The following is a 19,631-nucleotide window of genomic DNA, read 5'->3' on the forward strand; positions in this document are numbered from 1 at the left end:
CTTTCAGTCAGTTAGCCTAAAATAGTTAGGTCGATAACGAAAATTCAACTGAGAGCAGGGGAAAACACCATGCAAAATAAATTACTGATCGCTTCCGTTCTGGCTGCCACCGCAATGTTTACCGTCGCGGGCTGTTCGTCCAATCAGGCAGTAAAAACCACCGATGGTAAAACCATCGTGACTGACGGGAAACCGCAGGTGGATGACGATACCGGCCTGGTGTCGTACAAAAACGCCGAAACCGGTCAAACTGAACAGATTAATCGCGACCAGGTGAAATCCATGGGCGAGCTGGATAACTAATTCAGAATTCTGACGTAAGCCCGTCAATAATATTCACTATTAGCCTGTTGAATTACTGTCTACACTCTTCTGGTAAAAGAAGGCAGTAAAACAACAGGCTACTCAATGATTCTGATAATTTATGCGCACCCTTATCCGCAGCACTCGCATGCGAATAAGCGGATGCTTGAGCAGGCAAGGACGCTCGAAAACGTAGAGATACGTTCCCTCTATCAACTCTATCCCGATTTTAATATCGATATCGCCGCCGAACAGGAGGCGCTCTCCCGTGCCGATCTGATCGTCTGGCAGCACCCGATGCAGTGGTACAGCACGCCGCCGCTCCTGAAGTTGTGGATTGATAAAGTCTTCTCCCACGGCTGGGCTTACGGCCACAACGGCCATGCGCTAAAAGGAAAAAGCCTGATGTGGGCGGTCACTACGGGCGGAGGAGAAAGCCACTTTGATATTGGTACCTTCCCGGGGTTTGACGTCCTGGCGCAGCCGCTGCAGGCTACGGCGCTTTACTGCGGGCTGAACTGGCTCCCGCCTTTTGCGATGCATTGCACCTTTGTTTGCGACGATGAAACGCTGCAGGCGCAGGCTCGCCATTATAAACAACGCTTGCTTGAGTGGCAGGAGACGCATCATGGATAGCCATACGCTGATACAGGCGCTGATTTATCTCGGCGCGGCGGCGCTGATTGTGCCGGTGGCGGTACGTCTGGGGCTGGGGTCGGTTCTCGGCTACCTGATTGCGGGCTGCGTCATTGGGCCCTGGGGCTTTCGACTGGTAACGGATGCGGAGGCGATCCTCCATTTCGCTGAAATTGGCGTCGTGCTGATGCTGTTTGTGATTGGTCTGGAGCTGGATCCGCAGAGGTTATGGAAACTTCGCGCCTCGGTATTTGGCGGAGGCGCGCTGCAGATGGTGGCCTGCGGCCTGCTGCTCGGTGGGTTCTGCATCCTGTTGGGCATGGACTGGAAAGTGGCGGAGCTTATCGGCATGACGCTGGCGCTCTCCTCGACGGCCATCGCCATGCAGGCGATGAACGAGCGAAATCTGACGGTCTCGCAGATGGGACGCAGCGCGTTCTCGGTGCTGCTGTTCCAGGATATCGCAGCTATTCCGCTGGTGGCGATGATCCCGCTGCTGGCGGCAAGCGGCTCATCCACGACGCTGGGGGCGTTTGCGCTGTCGGCATTAAAAGTCGTGGGGGCGCTGGCGCTGGTGGTCCTGCTTGGCCGCTACGTGACCCGCCCGTTACTGCGGTTTGTTGCCCGTTCAGGCCTGCGAGAAGTGTTCAGCGCCGTGGCGCTGTTCCTGGTGTTTGGCTTTGGTTTGCTGCTGGAGGAAGCCGGGCTGTCGATGGCGATGGGGGCGTTCCTCGCAGGCGTTCTGCTGGCGAGCTCTGAATATCGTCACGCCCTGGAAAGCGATATCGAGCCGTTCAAAGGGCTGCTGCTGGGGCTGTTTTTCATCGGCGTGGGGATGTCCGTCGACTTCGGCACGCTGGTCACGCACCCGCTGCGGATCGTCATCCTGCTCGTCGGTTTCCTGGTGATTAAAATGGTGATGCTGTGGCTGATTGCGCGTCCATTGAAGGTGCCGAACAAGCAGCGCCGCTGGTTTGCCGTACTGCTGGGTCAGGGGAGCGAATTTGCATTCGTGGTCTTTGGTGCCGCGCAGATGGCAAACGTGCTCGATCCCGAGTGGGCGAAAGCGCTGACGCTGGCGGTCGCGCTTTCGATGGCGGCAACGCCTGTTCTACTGGTGGTGCTGACGCGTCTGGAAAAATCAGGCAGCGAGCAGGAGCGCGAAGCCGACGAGATCGATGAGGAGCAGCCGCGCGTCATCATCGCCGGATTTGGTCGCTACGGGCAGATCGTCGGGCGTTTACTGCTGTCAAGCGGGGTGAAAATGGTGATTCTCGATCACGATCCTGACCATGTCGATACCCTGCGTAAATTTGATATGAAGGTGTTTTACGGCGATGCGACTCGCGTCGATCTGCTGGAATCCGCCGGGGCGGCAAAAGCTGAGGTATTGATTAACGCCATTGACGATCCTGAGACCAGCATGCAGATGGTGGAGCTGGTAAAAGAGCATTTTCCGGGGCTGACCATTATCTCCCGCGCGCGCGATGTGGATCATTACATCCGGCTGCGTCAGGCGGGCGTAGAGGCGCCGGAGCGTGAAACGTTCGAAGGCGCGCTGAAGTCTGGCCGCCTGGCGCTGGAGAATCTGGGGCTCGGCGCGTATGAAGCGCGCGAACGTGCGGACCTGTTCCGCCGCTTTAACACCGGGATGGTGGAAGAGATGGCGGCGATGGCCGGCAGTACGGCCACGGAGCGTGCGGCGGTGTTTAAACGCACCAGCGCCATGCTGACAGAAATCATTAACGAGGACCGCAATCACCTGTCGCTGATCCAACGTCATGGCTGGCAGGGCACGGAAGAGGGCAAGCATACCGGCGATCCGGCTGACGAGCCCGAGAGTAAACCTTCCGCGTGAAGTGGAGTTGCCAGCAATAATAAAAAATTTCTGTATCTTTACTCTGCCGCCAGTCGACGAAAGATTAAGCTTTCCGTATAGTGGCGGCAATTTTTTGCATCCGGGAAATTTTCAATGATCAGTCTGATTGCAGCGCTGGCGGTGGACCGCGTTATCGGTATGGAAAATGCCATGCCGTGGAACCTGCCTGCCGATCTCGCATGGTTTAAACGTACTACGTTAAACAAGCCGGTAGTGATGGGCCGCCTGACCTGGGAGTCGATTGGTCGTCCATTGCCGGGCCGTAAGAATATCGTTATCAGTAGCCAGCCGGGCACTGACGATCGCGTCGAATGGGTTAAGTCCGTTGATGAAGCGATTGCCGCCTGCGGTGACGCCGAAGAGATCATGGTGATCGGCGGCGGCCGCGTGTACGAGCAGTTCCTGCCTAAGGCTCAGAAGCTGTATCTGACCCACATTGATGCGGAAGTGGAAGGGGACACCCATTTCCCGGATTACGATCCGGACGAGTGGGAATCGGTATTCAGCGAGTTCCACGACGCGGATGCACAGAACTCCCACAGCTACTGCTTCGAGATTCTGGAACGTCGTTAAGTGATGTCCCTCTCCCGCCCGGGAGAGGGAATGATTCAGGAGGCAACGGCCTCACTTCCCCCTAAGTCCAGCTGTCGGTTGGACGGCTGAACAAAGTAAGCTTTATCTTCCCAGCGTAAGCAGGTCAACTCTCCGCCCCAGCAGCATCCGGTATCCAGACCGTAGATCCCGTCAGGCGTGCCTTTTCCTTCCAGCGCAGCCCAGTGGCCAAAGACGACGTTGTACTCGCTTGTCACGGGTCCAGGAATGGCAAACCACGGTTTGAGCGGGGCAGGCGCGCTTTCCGGCGTCTCTTTGGAATACATGTCCAGCTGCCCGTTCGGGAAGCAGAAACGCATGCGCGTAAAAGCGTTGGTAATAAAGCGCAGGCGGGCCAGACCGCTGAGATCCTCGCTCCAGTGATTCGGCATATCGCCGTACATGGCATCAAGGAAGAAGGGGTACGAGTCGCTCGCCAGCACCGCCTCAACGTCACGCGCGCAGGTTTTAGCCGTCTCAAGATCCCATTGCGGGGTGATCCCGGCATGAGCCATGACCAGCTTTTTCTCCTCATCGACCTGCAGTAAAGGCTGGCGGCGCAGCCAGTTAATCAGTTCGTCCGCGTCTGGCGCATCCAGCAGGGGAGAGAGGCGATCTTTAGGTTTGTTGCGGCTGATCCCGGCAAATACGGCCAACAGGTGAAGATCGTGATTGCCCAGCACCATGCGCACGCTGTCGCCCAGAGATTTGACGAAACGTAAAACCTCAAGCGAGCCCGGGCCACGCGCGACTAAATCGCCCGTCAGCCAGAGCGTGTCCTGTCCTGGCGTAAAGTCGACCTGTTTTAACAATGCGATCAGTTCATCGTAGCAACCGTGAACGTCGCCAATCAGATATGTAGACATTAGATTAATGAATGAGTGTGGTTACGGCGAGACGGAACACAGGAATAGCAACGCGGAACACATTGCCATCGACGTCGACCATTTCATAATGGCCTTGCATGGTACCCAGCGGCGTTTCAATTACCGCGCCGCTGGTGTACTGATACTCTTCGCCAGGGGCGATGTGGGGCTGTTCACCGACCACACCTTCACCCTGAACTTCAATTTCGCGGCCATTGCCGTTGGTGATAAGCCAGTAGCGCCCGCGCAGCTGCACGGGCATCCGCCCCAGATTGCGAATGGTCACGGTGTAAGCAAAGACAAAACGTTCTTCATCCGGCGATGATTGCGATTCAACATAGACGCTTTGTACATGGACACATACGCGGGGCGAATCAATCATGGCTTAACTCTCCTTCGGCGGCGCATTTTCGCTGATGTAATTAGCCAGCTTGCAGTACTGCTCTACGGAAATGTTTTCCGCACGCATTGCCGGGTCGATCCCCAGCTCTGCTAACACCTCAACGGTAAACGAATTGCTCAGACTGTTACGGATCGTTTTACGGCGCTGGTTAAAGGCTTCCGTGGTGATGCGGCTCAGTACACGCAGATCTTTAACCGGATACGGTTTCGTTTTGTGCGGCACAAGGCGCACAACCGCAGAATCTACTTTCGGTGGCGGCGTGAACGCTGATGGCGGTACTTCGAGTACCGGGATCACGTTGCAGTAATATTGTGCCATCACGCTTAAACGACCATACGCTTTACTGTTCGGCCCTGCAACCAGACGGTTAACAACCTCTTTTTGCAACATGAAGTGCATGTCGGCAATGGCATCAGTATAGCTAAAGAGGTGGAACATTAGCGGCGTGGAGATGTTATACGGCAGGTTGCCGAACACGCGCAGCGGCTGGCCCATTTTTTCCGACAGTTCGCCAAAGTTCATGGTCATGGCATCCTGCTGATAGATGGTCAGCTTTGGTCCGAGGAACGGGTGCGTTTGCAGGCGTGCGGCCAGGTCGCGGTCCAGTTCGATAACGGTCAGCTCGTCGAGGCGTTCGCCTACCGGCTCGGTCAGTGCGGCAAGGCCCGGGCCGATTTCGACCATAGCCTGACCCTTCTGCGGATTAATAGCAGACACGATGCTGTCGATCACGAACTGATCGTTGAGAAAGTTTTGCCCGAAGCGTTTACGGGCTAAGTGGCCCTGATGGACTCGATTAGTCATTGAGTATTAACAATCATTTTGATGGCGAGATTAAGCGCCGTAATAAAACTGCCGACATCCGCTTTCCCCTGGCCTGCCAGATCCAGCGCAGTGCCGTGGTCAACGGACGTTCGAATAAAGGGTAAACCAAGGGTGATATTCACCCCGCGGCCAAAGCCCTGGTATTTTAGCACGGGCAGACCCTGATCGTGGTACATCGCGAGGACGGCGTCGGCATTATCCAGGTATTTTGGCTGGAAAAGGGTGTCCGCAGGCAGCGGCCCGCTGAGATTCATCCCTTTGGCGCGCATTTCTTCAAGCACCGGAATAATGGTGTCGATCTCTTCGGTGCCCATGTGCCCGCCTTCGCCGGCGTGCGGATTGAGGCCGCAGACCAGCACATGCGGCTGCGGGATCCCGAATTTTGTCTGCAGATCGTGATGCAGGATCCCGATGATCTCCCGCAGCAGTTCCGGGGTGATGGCATCAGGAATGGCCTTGATCGGTAGATGGGTGGTCACGAGAGCAACGCGCATCGCTTCCGTCGCCAGCATCATCACCACTTTCGGGCTGTGCGAGCGCTCTTCGAAGAACTCCGTATGCCCGGTAAAAGGGATGCCCGCTTCGTTGATGACGCCCTTATGCACGGGGCCGGTAATCAGAGCGGCAAATTCGCCCTTCAGGCAACCGTCGCAGGCGCGGGCAAGGGTTTCCACGACGTAGTGGCCATTTTCCGTGCTGAGCTGGCCTGGAACAACGGGAGTACGAAGGGGAACAGAAAGAAGAGTGAGCGTACCGGCCTGCTGTGGTGCGGGCTGTTGGCCTTCAACGTAGGGGATGAGCGTTAAGGGCAGACCGAGCAGATTCGCCCGGTCTTGTAACAGTGTTGCATCCGCGCAGACAACCAATTCTACTGGCCAGCTGCGCTGGGCGAGCTGGACAACGAGGTCAGGCCCAATCCCGGCGGGTTCGCCGGGAGTGATAACAACACGATGCTGTTTCATTAGTTGCTCAGGACTTTCACGTAAGCACTGGCGCGCTGTTCCTGCATCCAGGTTGCCGCTTCTTCGGAGAACTTACGGTTAAACAGCATACGGTAGGCTCTGTCTTTCTGCGCCGCATCCGTTTTGTCCACGTTGCGGGTGTCCATCAGCTCGATCAGATGCCAGCCAAATGAAGAGTGAACCGGGGCACTGATCTGGCCTTTATTCAGCTTCATCAGCGCATCGCGGAAGGCAGGATCGTAAATGTCCGCAGCCGCCCAGCCCAGATCGCCGCCCTGGTTCGCAGAGCCAGGATCCTGAGAGAACTCTTTCGCTGCATTGGCAAACGACGTTTTACCGCTCTTAATATCTGCGGCAATTTGCTCCAGCTTCGCACGCGCCTGATCGTCAGTCATGATCGGTGACGGCTTCAGCAGAATGTGGCGAGCGTGAACTTCAGTCACGGAGATATTCTGGCTCTGACCGCGCAGATCGTTCACTTTCAGAATGTGGAAGCCCACCCCTGAACGGATTGGACCGACGATATCGCCTTTCTTCGCCGTGCTCAGCGCCTGAGCAAAGATAGATGGCAGCTCCTGGATACGTCCCCAGCCCATCTGACCGCCTTTCAGGGCCTGTTGGTCAGCAGAGTAGGTGATAGCCAGCTTGCCAAAGTCGCCGCCGTTACGCGCCTGGTCGACAATTGAACGTGCCTGACTTTCTGCTTCAGCAGCCTGATCTGACGTTGGGTTCTCTGGCAGTGGGATCAGAATGTGGCTCAGGTTCAGCTCTGTGCTCGCATCGTTCTGGTTGCCCACCTGTTTTGCCAGCGCATCCACTTCCTGCGGCAGGATGGTGACGCGGCGACGGACTTCATTATTACGCACTTCTGAAATCAGCATCTCTTTACGGATCTGGTTACGGTAGGTAGCGTAGCTGATGCCGTCATAGGCCAGACGGCTGCGCATCTGGTCCGGCGACATGTTGTTCTGCTTTGCAATGTTAGCGATAGCCTGATCGAGCTGCTCGTCAGTCACCTTCACGCCCATTTTCTGACCCATCTGCAGGATAATCTGATCCATGATCAGACGCTCCAGGATCTGGTGGCGCAGCGTGGCGTCATCCGGAAGTTGCTGACCCGCTTCGCCCGAATTGAGCTTCACGGATTTCATCAGACCATCAACGTCACTTTCGAGCACGACGCCGTTGTTAACGACAGCGGCGACCTTATCAACAACCTGGGGGGCCGCGAAGCTGGTATTCGCAACCATAGCGACACCAAGCAGCAGCGTTTTCCAGTTCTTCATACTTTTTCCATTTCAATTAACCGCAAAGCGGATTACGTTGTAAATCAAGCACATTACAAAGAACTACTGTACGGCAGAATGTTCGAACGCAGCATCTGATGCGTGCCCAGGCCGTAGTTGGAGCTCAGGCCGCGCAGTTCGACATTAAAGCCAATCACGTTATCGTATTTGCTCTGATTGTTTACAGTGTTCCAGCCGTTAAGCTTACGCTCGTAACCGACGCGCAGCGCGTAACAGCAGGAGTTATATTGCAGACCTACCATCTGGTCCGCTGGCTTATTCGCGTTAGTGTCAAAGTAGTAAGCGCCTACGATTGACCAGCGGTCGGCGATAGGCCAGCTTGCTGCACCGCCAACCTGCGAGATGCCGTCTTTATACTGTTCTGCGCCTGCATAAGAAGGCAATGTTGCCTGAATATATTCCGGGCTGGCATAACGATACGTCAACTGTACCATGCGGTCTTCATCGCGACGGTACTCAATAGCGGCACTGCTTGTGGCGATATTATCGAGGCGAGTGTCATATTGCACACCACCACGCAGGCCCCAACGCTCAGTCATGCGCCAGTACGTGTCTCCCGCCCAAACCAGCGAGCCCGTTTTGTTGTCCTTCTCCCAGTTAATGTTGTCATCACCGGTACGTGACTCGGTGAAATAGTAGATTTGACCAACAGAAACGTTAAAACGTTCAACGGCGGCATCATCATAAACGCGTGTTGTGACGCCGGTCGTTAACTGGTTAGCGGATGCGATACGGTCCAGACCGCCGTAAGTACGATCGCGGAACAGGCCGCTGTAGTCAGACTGCAGTAAAGACGAGTCGTAGTTCTGAATCTTGCTCTGATCGCGGTACGGCACATACAAATACTGCATACGCGGTTCAAGCGTCTGGGTATAACCATCCGCCAGCAGGCCCATATCACGCTCGAAGATCAGCTTCCCGTCCATTTTGAACTGCGGGAGCGTTCGGTTAACCGACTCTTCCAGATGCGCATTGTTCGTGGTGTTGTAATTATCAACATTTTTTTGCTGATAGTGCGTCGCCATCAGCTTGGCTTCGGTATTCAGGCTTGCCCAGTTGTTAGACCACGGCAGATTGATCGTCGGCTCCAGGTGAACACGCGTAGCTTCCGGCATGTCCGAATCCGTGTTCACGAAATGTACCGCCTGAGCGTAAACCCGGGTGTCGAATGGACCTACATTATTCTGATACCAGTTAACGTCCAGCTGCGGCTCTGCACCATAGGTAGGCGTGGACTGGTCAGAGAATACCTGGAACTGTTTGGTTGAGACGGTTGCATCAAAGTTCTGCACCGCATAGCCTACGGTGAACTTCTGCGTGGCATAGCCATCCGTGCTCGAACCGTATTTAGACGAGAAGTCGTTAAAATAAGATGAGTCGCTAACTTTGGTATAGTCAACGTTAAAGCGCCACACCTGATCCATCACTCCGGCATGCTGCCAGTAGAATAGCCAGCGGTGTTTATCGCCTTCTGTAGGGTGCTCATCCTGGAAGACCTTATCCGACGGCAGATAATCCAGCTCCATCAGGCCAGCACCGGCCTGAGTCAGATAGCGGAACTCGTTTTCCCACATGATGTTGCCGCGCTTGTGGATATAGTGCGGCGTGATCGTGGCGTCCATGTTGGGCGCGATGTTCCAGTAATACGGCAGGTAGAACTCAAAGTAGTTCGTGGTGCTGTATTTGGCATTCGGGATCAGGAAGCCCGAGCGACGCTTGTCACCTACGGGAAGCTGGAGATAAGGGCTGTAGAATACCGGCACCGGACCCAGCTTAAAGCGTGCGTTCCAGATCTCTGCGACCTGCTCTTCACGGTCATGGATAACTTCGCTCCCGACCACGCTCCAGGTATTTGAACCCGGCAGACATGATGTAAAGGAGCCATTCTCCAGAATCGTATAGCGGTTTTCACCGCGCTGTTTCATCAGGTCCGCTTTACCGCGTCCCTGGCGACCCACCATCTGGTAATCACCTTCCCAGACGTTAGTATCTTTGGTATTTAGGTTTGACCAGGCTTTCGGACCTTTCAGGATGACCTGATTGTCGTCATAGTGCACATTACCCAGCGCATCCACCGTTCGTACCGGCTCGACCGCGCCTTCCGGCTGCTTCTGGTGCAACTGCACTTCATCAGCCTGCAGGCGGCTATTGCCCTGGTTAATATCCACATTGCCCGTAAACGTGGCATTGTCAGGATAAGTACCTTTGGAGCTATCGGCAGTAATGGTTACCGGCAAGCTATTTGTATCGCCCTCCACCAGTGGGCGATTATAACTTGGGACGCCAAGCATACACTGCGAGGCGAGATCGGCCGCCAGCCCCTGTTGACTGTACAGGGCGGAGCCAATCATTGTGGCCAGGAGGGTGGGGATACGTTTTTTCATACGTTATATTTTATTGTTCCGTCATCAGTGGCTACGGCTTACAAACGCTCAGAGACTATCTTACTCATCAGCGCAGTACCAGCGTTAATCCTGCCCGTTTGCGCGCCAGAGTGTTAGGCTCGCTATCGAATGACGAGTATGATAAAGCAAATTATAGGCGATGTCCTTCAATTGACCGTGGCTTGAACACTGTGATGATGACGTTGCGTCGGCAGGGAATATGACTATCCGGGGAGTATATGCAGTATTGGGGTAAAATAATCGGCGTTGCGTTCGCCATCATCATGGGTGCCGGGTTCTGGGGAATTGTGCTTGGGCTTATCATTGGCCATATGTTTGATAAGGCACGCAGCCGTAAAATGGCCTGGTTTGCCAATCAGCGCGAGCGCCAGTCGCTCTTTTTCTCCACCACCTTTGAGGTCATGGGGCACTTAACCAAATCCAAAGGCCGCGTGACCGAAGCGGATATTCAGATTGCCAGCGTTTTTATGGATCGCATGAACCTGCATGGTGAGTCCCGCCTGGCGGCGCAGAATGCGTTTCGCATCGGTAAATCGGATAACTATCCGCTGCGTGAAAAGATGCGCCAGTTCCGCAGCATCTGCTTCGGACGTTTTGATTTAATTCGGATGTTTCTGGAAATCCAAATCCAGGCGGCGTTTGCCGACGGCTCGCTTCACCCCAATGAACGCGATGTCCTGTACGTTATTGCGGAAGAACTGGGTATCTCCCGTATGCAGTTTGACCAGTTCCTGCGCATGATGCAGGGCGGCGCCCAGTTTGGCGGCGGCTATCACCAGCAGTCTTCCGGCGGTGCATGGCAGCAGGCGCAGCGTGGCCCGACGCTGGAAGATGCCTGCAACGTGCTTGGCGTGAAGCCCACGGACGATCAAACCACGATTAAACGTGCCTACCGTAAGCTGATGAGCGAGCATCATCCTGACAAGCTGGTGGCTAAAGGTTTACCGCCGGAAATGATGGAGATGGCGAAGCAAAAAGCGCAGGAAATCCAGAAGGCGTACGAGCTCATTAAAGAGAAGAAAGGTTTCAAATAAGAAAAAGCCCGACAATGTCGGGCTTTTTTTTCAGAAGTCCACCGGGGCTTTAAACGTCATCGCGTTACCGAAAGTAGGGTGGGTGATGGTGAGCGTTTGCGCATGGAGCTGCAGGCGTGGCGCTAACGCCAGGGCCTCCGGCGGGGCGTAGAAGCGGTCACCCAGAATCGGGTGACCCAGCGCAAGCATATGCACGCGCAGCTGGTGTGAACGTCCGGTAATCGGCTTAAGCAGGACGCGCGCGGTGTTATCCGGCGCGTACTCCAGCACTTCATATTCGGTTTGCGCGGCCTTGCCGGTTTCATAACACACCTTCTGCTTTGGCCTGTTCGGCCAGTCGCAAATCAGCGGTAAATCCACCAGCCCTTCCGCCTGCGCCGGGTGGCCCCAGACGCGGGCAACATACTGCTTCTTCGGCTCGCGCTCGCGGAACTGACGCTTCAGCTCGCGCTCCGCCGCTTTATTCAGCGCCACCACAATCACGCCGCTGGTGGCCATGTCCAGGCGATGGACGGACTCGGCCTGCGGATAATCGCGCTGAATGCGCGTCATCACGCTGTCCTTGTGCTCATCCAGACGGCCCGGCACGGACAACAGGCCGCTCGGCTTGTTGACCACCATAATGTGTTCATCCTGATACAGAATGACCAGCCAGGGATCCTGCGGCGGATTATACGGCTCCATCACCATCTTGCGCTCCGTTTACTGATGCGTCACAACGATAAGACGCAGGGCGTCGAGACGCCATCCCGCCTGATTCAGGCTTTCCAGCACCTGCTGACGGTTGCTTTCAATTGCCGCCAGTTCGTCGTCGCGGATGTTCGGGTTGACCGCTTTTAACGCTTCCAGACGGGACAGCTCGGCAGACAGTTTCTCGTCGGCTTCATTGCGCGCGGCGTCAATCAGGTCTCGGGCCGCTTTTTCGATCTGGATTTCGCCCTGCTGGAGAATGGCGTGCACGTCCTGCTGCACCGCGTTCACCAGCTTGCTGCCGGTATGGCGGTTCACCGCGCTCAGCTGGCGGTTGAAGCTTTCGAACTCCACCTGGCCGGCCAGGTTCGTACCGTTTTTATCCAGCAGCAAACGCACCGGCGTTGGCGGCAGGAAGCGGTTGAGCTGCAGCTGTTTCGGCGCCTGCGCTTCCACAACATAGATCAGCTCCAGCAGCAGCGTGCCTACGGGCAGCGCCTTGTTTTTCAACAGGGAGATGGTGCTGCTGCCGGTATCACCGGAGAGGATCAGATCCAGCCCGTTGCGGATCAGCGGGTGTTCCCAGGTGATGAACTGAGCATCTTCACGGGACAGCGCCACGTCACGCTCGAAGGTGATGGTACAGCCATCTTCCGGCAGGCCCGGGAAATCGGGCACCAGCATGTGGTCTGACGGGGTTAACACGATCAGGTTCTCGCCACGATCGTCCTGGTTAATCCCGACAATGTCGAACAGGTTCATGGAGAAGCCGATCAGGCTGGTGTCGTCATCTTGTTCTTCAATGCTCTCGGCAAGCGCCTGCGCTTTTTCGCCACCGTTGGAGTGGATCTCCAGCAGGCGGTCGCGCCCCTGTTCAAGCTGCGCCTTCAGCGCTTCATGTTTCTCGCGGCAGGATTTAATCAGATCGTCAAAACCGTCGGTATTTTCCGGCGCGGCGAGGTAACCGATCAGATCGCCATGCACCTGGTCATAAATGGTGCGGCCCGTTGGGCAGGTATGCTCAAACGCATCCAGACCTTCGTGGAACCAGCGCACCAGTACCGACTGAGCGGTTTTTTCCAGGTACGGCACGTGGATCTGAATATCATGCGCCTGGCCGATGCGATCCAGACGGCCGATACGCTGCTCCAGCAGATCCGGGTTGAACGGCAGATCGAACATCACCAGATTGCTGGCGAACTGGAAGTTACGCCCTTCAGAACCGATTTCGGAGCACAGCATCACCTGCGCGCCGCTGTCCTCTTCACTGAACCACGCCGCCGCGCGGTCGCGCTCGACGATGGACATGCCTTCGTGGAACACGGCGGCACGAATGCCTTCGCGCTCGCGCAGAACCTGTTCCAGCTGCAGAGCGGTGGCGGCTTTGGCGCAGATCACCAGCACTTTCTGGGAGCGGTGCGCGGTCAGGTAGCCCATCAGCCACTCCACGCGCGGGTCGAAGTTCCACCAGGTGCCGGTATCGCCTTCAAATTCCTGATAAATCTGTTCCGGGTAGAGCATGTCACGCGCGCGCTCTTCCTGAGTTTTGCGCGCGCCCATAATGCCGGAGACTTTAATCGCCGTCTGATACTGCGTCGGCAGCGGGAGCTTGATGGTGTGCAGTTCGCGTTTCGGGAACCCTTTCACGCCGTTACGGGTGTTGCGGAACAGCACGCGGCTGGTGCCGTGACGGTCCATCAGCATGTCGATCAGCTCTTTACGCGCGGATCCCGCATTCTCGCTGTCGCTGTTCGCAGCCTGCAGCAGCGGCTCGATATCCTGCTCGCCAATCAGATCGCTCAGAGTGTTAAGTTCATCGTTTGAGAGACGTTTACCCGCCAGCAGCAGCGCGACGGCATCCGCAACTGGACGGTAGTTGTTCTGCTCTTCCACGAACTGAGCGAAGTCGTGGAAACGGTTTGGATCGAGCAGGCGCAGACGGGCGAAGTGACTTTCCAGACCGAGCTGCTCCGGCGTTGCGGTCAGCAGCAGGACGCCGGGCACGCGCTCGGCAAGCTGTTCAATCGCCATATATTCGCGGCTTGGGGCATCTTCGCTCCACACCAGGTGGTGCGCTTCGTCGACGACCATCAGGTCCCATTCGGCATCGCACAGATGCTCAAGGCGCTGCTTGCTGCGGCGCACGAAATCCAGCGAGCAGATCACCAGCTGTTCGGTTTCAAACGGGTTGTCCGCGTCGTGCTGCGCTTCGGCATAGCGCTCGTCGTCGAACAGGGAGAAGCGCAGGTTAAAGCGGCGCAGCATCTCCACCAGCCACTGGTGCTGGAGGGTTTCAGGCACGACAATCAGCACGCGCTCGGCAGCGCCAGAGAGCAATTGCTGGTGCAGGATCATGCCCGCTTCGATGGTTTTACCCAGGCCCACTTCGTCAGCAAGCAGCACGCGGGGCGCATGGCGACGGCCCACATCATGGGCGATATTCAGCTGGTGGGGGATCAGGCTGGTGCGCTGGCCGCGCAGGCCGCTCCACGGCATGCGGTACTGTTCGCTCTGGAACTTACGCGCGCGGTAGCGCAGGGAGAAGCGATCCATACGGTCGATTTGCCCGGCAAACAGGCGGTCCTGCGGCTTGCTGAACACCAGTTTGCTGTCGAGCAGTACTTCACGCAGGATGACGTTCGTCTCTTCGGTATCAAGACGCGTTCCGATGTAGGCGAGCAGTCCATTCTCTTCTTTTACGTCTTCAACCTTTAGCTGCCAGCCTTCGTGGCTGGTCACGGTGTCGCCCGGATTGAACATTACGCGGGTCACAGGGGAGTCATTGCGGGCGTACAGGCGGTTTTCACCGGTAGCAGGGAAGAGGAGGGTAACCATGCGTGCATCAACGGCAACGACGGTTCCTAATCCAAGTTCGCTTTCTGTATCGCTGATCCAGCGTTGACCAAGTGTAAAAGGCATAGTTGTTCGGCTCTAATCTTTAATTGCAGGCAATAGTTCGACCCCCGTCAAAAAAGACGGTCATCGAAAAATGGGTCCGGGAATGGAAAGGGCGCTATGGTACTGGATGGCAGCCATTTCGTCACGCGTCAAAATAGGCCAAGTTGCCCTGTCACAAGTGTAGCAAAATCGTCGTCGATGAACGGTAAAATTCCCTCCGCAACCGGCTGAAGCTGGCGTGTCAGGTAGTGATCGTAATTGAGAGGCGACTGCTGGTAATCAACGGGCTCCGGCCCGTTCGTTGTCCAGACGTATTTTATCGTCCCCCGGTTCTGATACTGTGGCGCGCGGCCCCGGCGTACATTCTCTTCGTCCGCCAGGCGCGCGGCGCGCACGTGGGGCGGGACGTTGCGCTGGTACTCCGCCAGCGGGCGGCGCAGGCGCTTGCGATACACCAGCTGGTCATCCAGCTCGCCGGCCATCAGGCTGGCGATGGTTTCGCGGATGTAGTCCTGATAGGGCTCGTTGCGGAAGATACGCAGATAGAGCGTCTGCTGGAACTGCTGGGCCAGCGGCGTCCAGTCAGTGCGCACCGTCTCCAGGCCTTTAAAGACCATTCTCTGCTTTTCACCCTCCTGGATCAGCCCGGCGTAGCGCTTCTTGCTGCCCTGGTCAGTACCGCGGATGGTGGGCATTAAAAAGCGGGCATAATGGGTTTCAAATTCCAGTTCTAATGCGCTGGTTAACCGCTCTTTTTGCAAATGTTCCTGCCACCAGTCGTTTACGAAGGCCACCAGTTCTTTGCCGATCTGTGAGGCGTCGTCTTCTGAATGTGCGCCCTTAAGCCACACAAAGGTTGAATCCGTGTCGCCGTAGATAACGTCATAGCCCCGGGATTCAATCAGCGCTTTGGTCTGACGCATGATGTCGTGTCCGCGCATGGTGATGGACGACGCCAGACGCGGATCGAAGAAGCGGCAGGCGCTGGTACCCAGCACGCCGTAGAAAGCGTTCATAATAATTTTCAGGGCCTGCGAGAGCGGCTTGTTGCCATGACGTTTCGCCTCGTCGCGGCCGTGCCAGATGTTCCCCACAATCTCCGGCAGACAATGTTTTTCGCGCGAGAAGCGTGCCCCGAGAAAACCTTCGGTGCTGTGCGCGTCGTCTGGCTGCGCCATCCCCTCCACCAGCCCCACCGGGTCAATAAGGAAAGTGCGGATAATTGACGGGTAGAGGCTTTTGTAGTCCAGCACCAGAACCGAATCATACAGTCCTGGGCGGGAGTCCATCACGTAGCCGCCGGGGCTGGCCTGCGGCGGTACGTCCCCGAGGTTGGGCGCAACATAGCCCGCACGGTGCATTCGTGGGAAATAGAGGTGGCTAAAGGCGGCTACCGAGCCGCCGTGCCTGTCAGCCGCGAGGCCATTTACCGTCGCACGCTCCAGCAGGAACGGCATGATCTCGGTTTTGTGGAATATCTGCGTCACCAGCTCGCAGTCTTTCAGGTTATAGGTAGCGAGCGCCGGTTTGTCTTCGTTGAAGCGCCGGTCAATCTCGTCCATGCGGTCCCACGGATTGTCGATGGATTTGCCTTCACCGAGCAATTCCTGCGCTACCGCTTCCAGAGAGAAGGAGGAGAAATTCCAGAACGCGGATTTCAGCGCCTCGATGCCGTCGATAATCAGGCGGCCATTGGCCTGCGCAAAGAACACGCCGTTCTTAAAGCCGTGCTCACGCCACTCCAGCTCCGTATTTCCGCGCCCGAGCATCAGTGGGATGCGATACCGCTCTGCGTGTTTTTGCAGCACGCGCAGGTCAAACTGCACCACGTTCCAGCCGATCAGCACGTCCGGGTCGTGCTCGGCAAACCACTGGTTAAGCTTCTCCAGCAGCTGCGGTCGGCTGTTGACGTACTCAAGCTGAAAATCGAGCGCGGACGCATCGCCGTTCGGCGGTCCGAGCATATAGACAACCCGCTGCCCGCAGCCTTCCAGGCCGATGCAGTACAGTTCGCCGTGGCGGGTGGTTTCGATATCCAGGGAAACCCACTTTAGCGGGGGGCGATAATGCGGATTAGGCTTCAGGCGAGCGTTGATAAGGGTGCCGTTTTGCTCAGCGCCGTCAACCCAGACGGGGGCGGTAATAAACCGCTCCATCAGAAAGCGTTCCGGCGGACGAATGTCCGCTTCGTAGAGCGTCACGCCCGCTTCGCGCAGCAGTTTTTCGTAGCGCATCAGCTGGCGATGGGCGCGGCAGTAAAGGCCATACACCGGCTGACGATGGAAATCTTTTAGCTCAAGAGGAGTGAGGCGCCAGCCGTTCTCATCGCGCAGCAGTTGTTTTACCTTCTCGACGTAATGTTCAGGGATAAACGCCACGGATTCCTGAGGAGGAAGCGTAACGTGCAGCGGGCCGTTATCTGTCGCCAGCCAGAACGCAACCTCGGTGCCCTGAGGGGTATCCCGCCAGTGTCGGGTCAGTAAAAAGCCTTCTTGCGCCTGTGCCACGCCGCTATCCCACAAAACAAAACCAGGCCTGATTATAGCCTGGTTGAATGTTTTATGCTGGGGATATATACAGTTTATTGTCCGTAATAGGCCTTCGCGCCGTGCTTGCGCAGGTAGTGTTTATCCAGCAGGGTTTGCTGCATATCCGGCAACTGCGGTGCCAGCTGGCGGCAGAAGATCCCCATGTAGGCGATTTCCTCCAGCACTATTGCGTTATGCACTGCGTCTTGCGCGTTTTTACCCCAGGCAAACGGGCCGTGGGAATGCACCAGTACGCCGGGCATTTGCGCCGCGTCGATCCCCTGTTTTTCAAAGGTTTCGACGATCACGTTCCCGGTTTCCCATTCGTACTCGCCGTTAATCTCCGCATCGGTCATCAGACGCGTACAGGGAATGGTGCCGTAAAAGTAGTCCGCGTGGGTGGTGCCGGTGGCCGGAATGGGCTGGCCCGCCTGCGCCCAGATGGTCGCGTGACGCGAATGGGTATGCACGATGCCGCCGATAGTCGGGAAGGACTGGTACAGCAGACGGTGGGTGGGCGTATCGGACGACGGTTTTTTGTTACCTTCCACCACTTCACCCGTTTCGATGCTGACCACGACCATATCCTCTGCGGTCATCACCGTGTAATCCACGCCCGAAGGCTTGATCACGAATACCCCTTTTTCCCGGTCAACGGCGCTAACGTTGCCCCAGGTCAGGGTCACCAGGTTATGTTTTGGCAGCGCCAGGTTGGCTTCAAGTACCTGACGTTTGAGATCTTCTAACATCGTTGTCTCCCTGCCCGGCGAGCGCAGCGCCACCGGGCATTACGTACTTAGCGTTTTGAACCGTAATAGACTTCGTTCCAGCGCAGCGCGTCTTTAAAGGCTGGCAGACGGGTGTCGTTATCAATCACGGTCAGCTCGATATCGTGCAGCTCGGCAAACTGGCGCATATCGTTCAGGTCCAGCGCGTGGCTGAAGACGGTGTGGTGCGCGCCACCCGCCAGGATCCAAGCCTCTGACGCGGTTGGCAGGTCCGGCTGCGCTTTCCACAGGGCATTGGCGACCGGCAGCTTCGGCAGAGAGTGCGGAGTTTCAACCGCATCGACACAGTTCACCAGCAGGCGGAAGCGGTCGCCGAGGTCGATCAGGCTGGCGTTGATGGCCGGACCGGTACGGGTGTTGAAGATCAGACGGGCCGGATCCGCTTTGCCGCCGATGCCGAGGTACTGCACGTCAAGGATCGGTTTCTCTTCAACCGCGATGGAGGGACACACTTCCAGCATGTGCGAACCGAGCACCAGATCGTTGCCGTTCTCGAAGTGGTAGGTGTAGTCCTCCATAAAGGAGGTGCCGCCCTGCAGACCGGTCGACATCACCTTCATGATGCGAAGCAGAGCGGCAGTTTTCCAGTCGCCTTCACCCGCAAAGCCGTAGCCCTGCTGCATCAGACGTTGTACTGCCAGACCCGGCAGCTGTTTCAGGCCGTGGAGGTCTTCGAAAGTGGTAGTAAAAGCATGGAAGCCGCCCTGTTCCAGAAAACGCTTCATGCCCAGCTCAATGCGTGCGGCATCCAGCACGTTCTGGCGCTTGTCGCCGTTGATTTGTGCCGCAGGCGTCAGGCGGTAGCTGCTTTCGTACTCGTCCACCAGCGCGCTCACGTCGCCGTCGCTGATTTCATTCACCACCTGCACCAGGTCGCCCACCGCCCAGGTATTCACGGAGAAGCCGAACTTGATCTGCGCGGCCACTTTGTCACCGTCGGTCACCGCCACTTCACGCATGTTGTCGCCGAAACGCACCACTTTCAGGTGACGGGTATCCTGCTTAGAGACCGCCTGACGCATCCAGGAGCCGATACGCTGTTGTGCCTTGCCGTCCTGCCAGTGGCCGGTGACCACAGCGTGCTGCTGGCGCATGCGCGCGCCGATGAAGCCGAACTCGCGGCCGCCGTGCGCGGTCTGGTTCAGGTTCATGAAGTCCATGTCGATGCTGTCCCACGGCAGGGAGGCATTGAACTGAGTGTGGAACTGCAGCAGCGGTTTGTTGAGGATTGCCAGGCCGTTGATCCACATTTTGGCCGGTGAGAAGGTGTGCAGCCACACAACCAGGCCGGCGCATTTGTCGTCGTAGTTGGCGTCACGGCAGATATTGGTGATTTCGTCCGGCGTTGTACCCAGCGGCTTCAGCACCAGTTTGCACGGCAGTTTGGCTTCCGCGTTCAGCGCGTTAACCACGTGCTCCGCATGTTTCGTTACCTGCTGCAGCGCTTCCGGTCCGTACAGATGCTGGCTGCCAATCACAAACCACACTTCATAATTATTAAAAATGGTCATCATCG

General features: G+C 56.8%; 16 protein-coding genes. 5 read left to right on the top strand and 11 right to left on the bottom strand.

The window, feature by feature from the left end:
* The first annotated feature begins 69 nt into the window (after positions 1–69).
* From IM291_RS10395 to folA, 4 genes are all read left to right on the top strand, one after another.
* Positions 70–303, top strand: coding sequence for a YgdI/YgdR family lipoprotein (locus IM291_RS10395; protein ID WP_003856439.1), 234 nt, complete (start codon positions 70–72; stop codon positions 301–303).
* Positions 304–408: 105 nt separating this feature from the next.
* Positions 409–939, top strand: coding sequence for a glutathione-regulated potassium-efflux system oxidoreductase KefF (gene kefF, locus IM291_RS10400; RefSeq protein ID WP_048960660.1), 531 nt, complete (start codon positions 409–411; stop codon positions 937–939).
* The gene (kefC, locus tag IM291_RS10405; RefSeq protein WP_048999031.1) at positions 932–2,797 is read left to right on the top strand and encodes a glutathione-regulated potassium-efflux system protein KefC; all 1,866 of its coding nucleotides are present in this window, start codon (positions 932–934) and stop codon (positions 2,795–2,797) included. Before kefF ends, kefC begins: the two co-directional genes overlap by 8 nt.
* Before the next feature lie 114 nt (positions 2,798–2,911).
* A complete protein-coding gene (gene folA, locus IM291_RS10410; protein WP_006173915.1) occupies positions 2,912–3,391 on the top strand; it encodes a type 3 dihydrofolate reductase in 480 nt (159 codons plus the stop codon).
* A gap of 35 nt (positions 3,392–3,426) precedes the next feature.
* Here folA and apaH read toward each other — a convergent pair whose 3' ends face one another.
* Genes apaH through lptD form a run of 6 tightly spaced genes read right to left on the bottom strand, consistent with a single transcriptional unit; the run spans position 3,427 to position 10,156 of the window.
* Entirely contained in the window at positions 3,427–4,275 is an 849-nt protein-coding gene (gene apaH, locus IM291_RS10415; RefSeq protein ID WP_049137720.1) for a bis(5'-nucleosyl)-tetraphosphatase (symmetrical) ApaH, read from the bottom strand.
* Positions 4,276–4,279: 4 nt separating this feature from the next.
* Positions 4,280–4,657 carry a Co2+/Mg2+ efflux protein ApaG gene (apaG, locus tag IM291_RS10420; protein WP_014882505.1) on the bottom strand — a complete coding sequence of 126 codons (378 nt, stop codon included), beginning with the start codon at positions 4,655–4,657 and terminating at the stop codon, positions 4,280–4,282.
* Between the two features lie 3 nt (positions 4,658–4,660).
* On the bottom strand, positions 4,661–5,482 hold the full coding sequence (gene rsmA / locus IM291_RS10425; RefSeq protein WP_028015479.1) for a 16S rRNA (adenine(1518)-N(6)/adenine(1519)-N(6))-dimethyltransferase RsmA: 822 nt from the start codon (positions 5,480–5,482) through the stop codon (positions 4,661–4,663).
* A complete protein-coding gene (gene pdxA / locus IM291_RS10430; protein WP_041911259.1) occupies positions 5,479–6,465 on the bottom strand; it encodes a 4-hydroxythreonine-4-phosphate dehydrogenase PdxA in 987 nt (328 codons plus the stop codon). The genes rsmA and pdxA overlap by 4 nt, the downstream gene beginning before the upstream one ends.
* The gene (surA, locus tag IM291_RS10435; RefSeq protein ID WP_028015481.1) at positions 6,465–7,751 is read right to left on the bottom strand and encodes a peptidylprolyl isomerase SurA; all 1,287 of its coding nucleotides are present in this window, start codon (positions 7,749–7,751) and stop codon (positions 6,465–6,467) included. The genes pdxA and surA overlap by 1 nt, the downstream gene beginning before the upstream one ends.
* Positions 7,752–7,804: 53 nt before the next feature.
* Positions 7,805–10,156 (bottom strand): LPS assembly protein LptD, encoded by a 2,352-nt coding sequence (gene lptD, locus IM291_RS10440; protein ID WP_192986820.1) that lies wholly within the window; start codon positions 10,154–10,156, stop codon positions 7,805–7,807.
* Positions 10,157–10,395: 239 nt separating this feature from the next.
* On the opposite strand from lptD, the gene djlA reads away from it, so the two are divergent.
* Positions 10,396–11,211 carry a co-chaperone DjlA gene (djlA, locus tag IM291_RS10445; protein WP_028015483.1) on the top strand — a complete coding sequence of 272 codons (816 nt, stop codon included), beginning with the start codon at positions 10,396–10,398 and terminating at the stop codon, positions 11,209–11,211.
* A 30-nt stretch (positions 11,212–11,241) separates the two neighbouring features.
* On the opposite strand, the gene rluA is transcribed toward djlA, so the two are convergent.
* The 5 genes from rluA to araA all read right to left on the bottom strand — a co-directional run bounded on the left by rluA (position 11,242) and on the right by araA (position 19,626).
* The gene (gene rluA / locus IM291_RS10450; protein ID WP_028015484.1) at positions 11,242–11,901 is read right to left on the bottom strand and encodes a bifunctional tRNA pseudouridine(32) synthase/23S rRNA pseudouridine(746) synthase RluA; all 660 of its coding nucleotides are present in this window, start codon (positions 11,899–11,901) and stop codon (positions 11,242–11,244) included.
* A 12-nt stretch (positions 11,902–11,913) separates the two neighbouring features.
* Positions 11,914–14,820 (bottom strand): RNA polymerase-associated protein RapA, encoded by a 2,907-nt coding sequence (gene rapA, locus IM291_RS10455; protein WP_028015485.1) that lies wholly within the window; start codon positions 14,818–14,820, stop codon positions 11,914–11,916.
* A 128-nt stretch (positions 14,821–14,948) separates the two neighbouring features.
* A complete protein-coding gene (gene polB, locus IM291_RS10460) occupies positions 14,949–17,306 on the bottom strand; it encodes a DNA polymerase II (RefSeq protein WP_192986822.1) in 2,358 nt (785 codons plus the stop codon).
* 74 nt (positions 17,307–17,380) lie between these two features.
* Complete coding sequence (gene araD / locus IM291_RS10465) at positions 17,381–18,076, bottom strand: L-ribulose-5-phosphate 4-epimerase (protein ID WP_048999037.1); 696 nt, start codon at positions 18,074–18,076, stop codon at positions 17,381–17,383.
* Positions 18,077–18,123: 47 nt separating this feature from the next.
* Positions 18,124–19,626 (bottom strand): L-arabinose isomerase, encoded by a 1,503-nt coding sequence (araA, locus tag IM291_RS10470; RefSeq protein ID WP_041911255.1) that lies wholly within the window; start codon positions 19,624–19,626, stop codon positions 18,124–18,126.
* Positions 19,627–19,631: the final 5 nt, after the last annotated feature.

The organism is Enterobacter cloacae complex sp. P27C (genome assembly GCF_014895705.1).
GTDB lineage: Bacteria > Pseudomonadota > Gammaproteobacteria > Enterobacterales > Enterobacteriaceae > Enterobacter > Enterobacter bugandensis.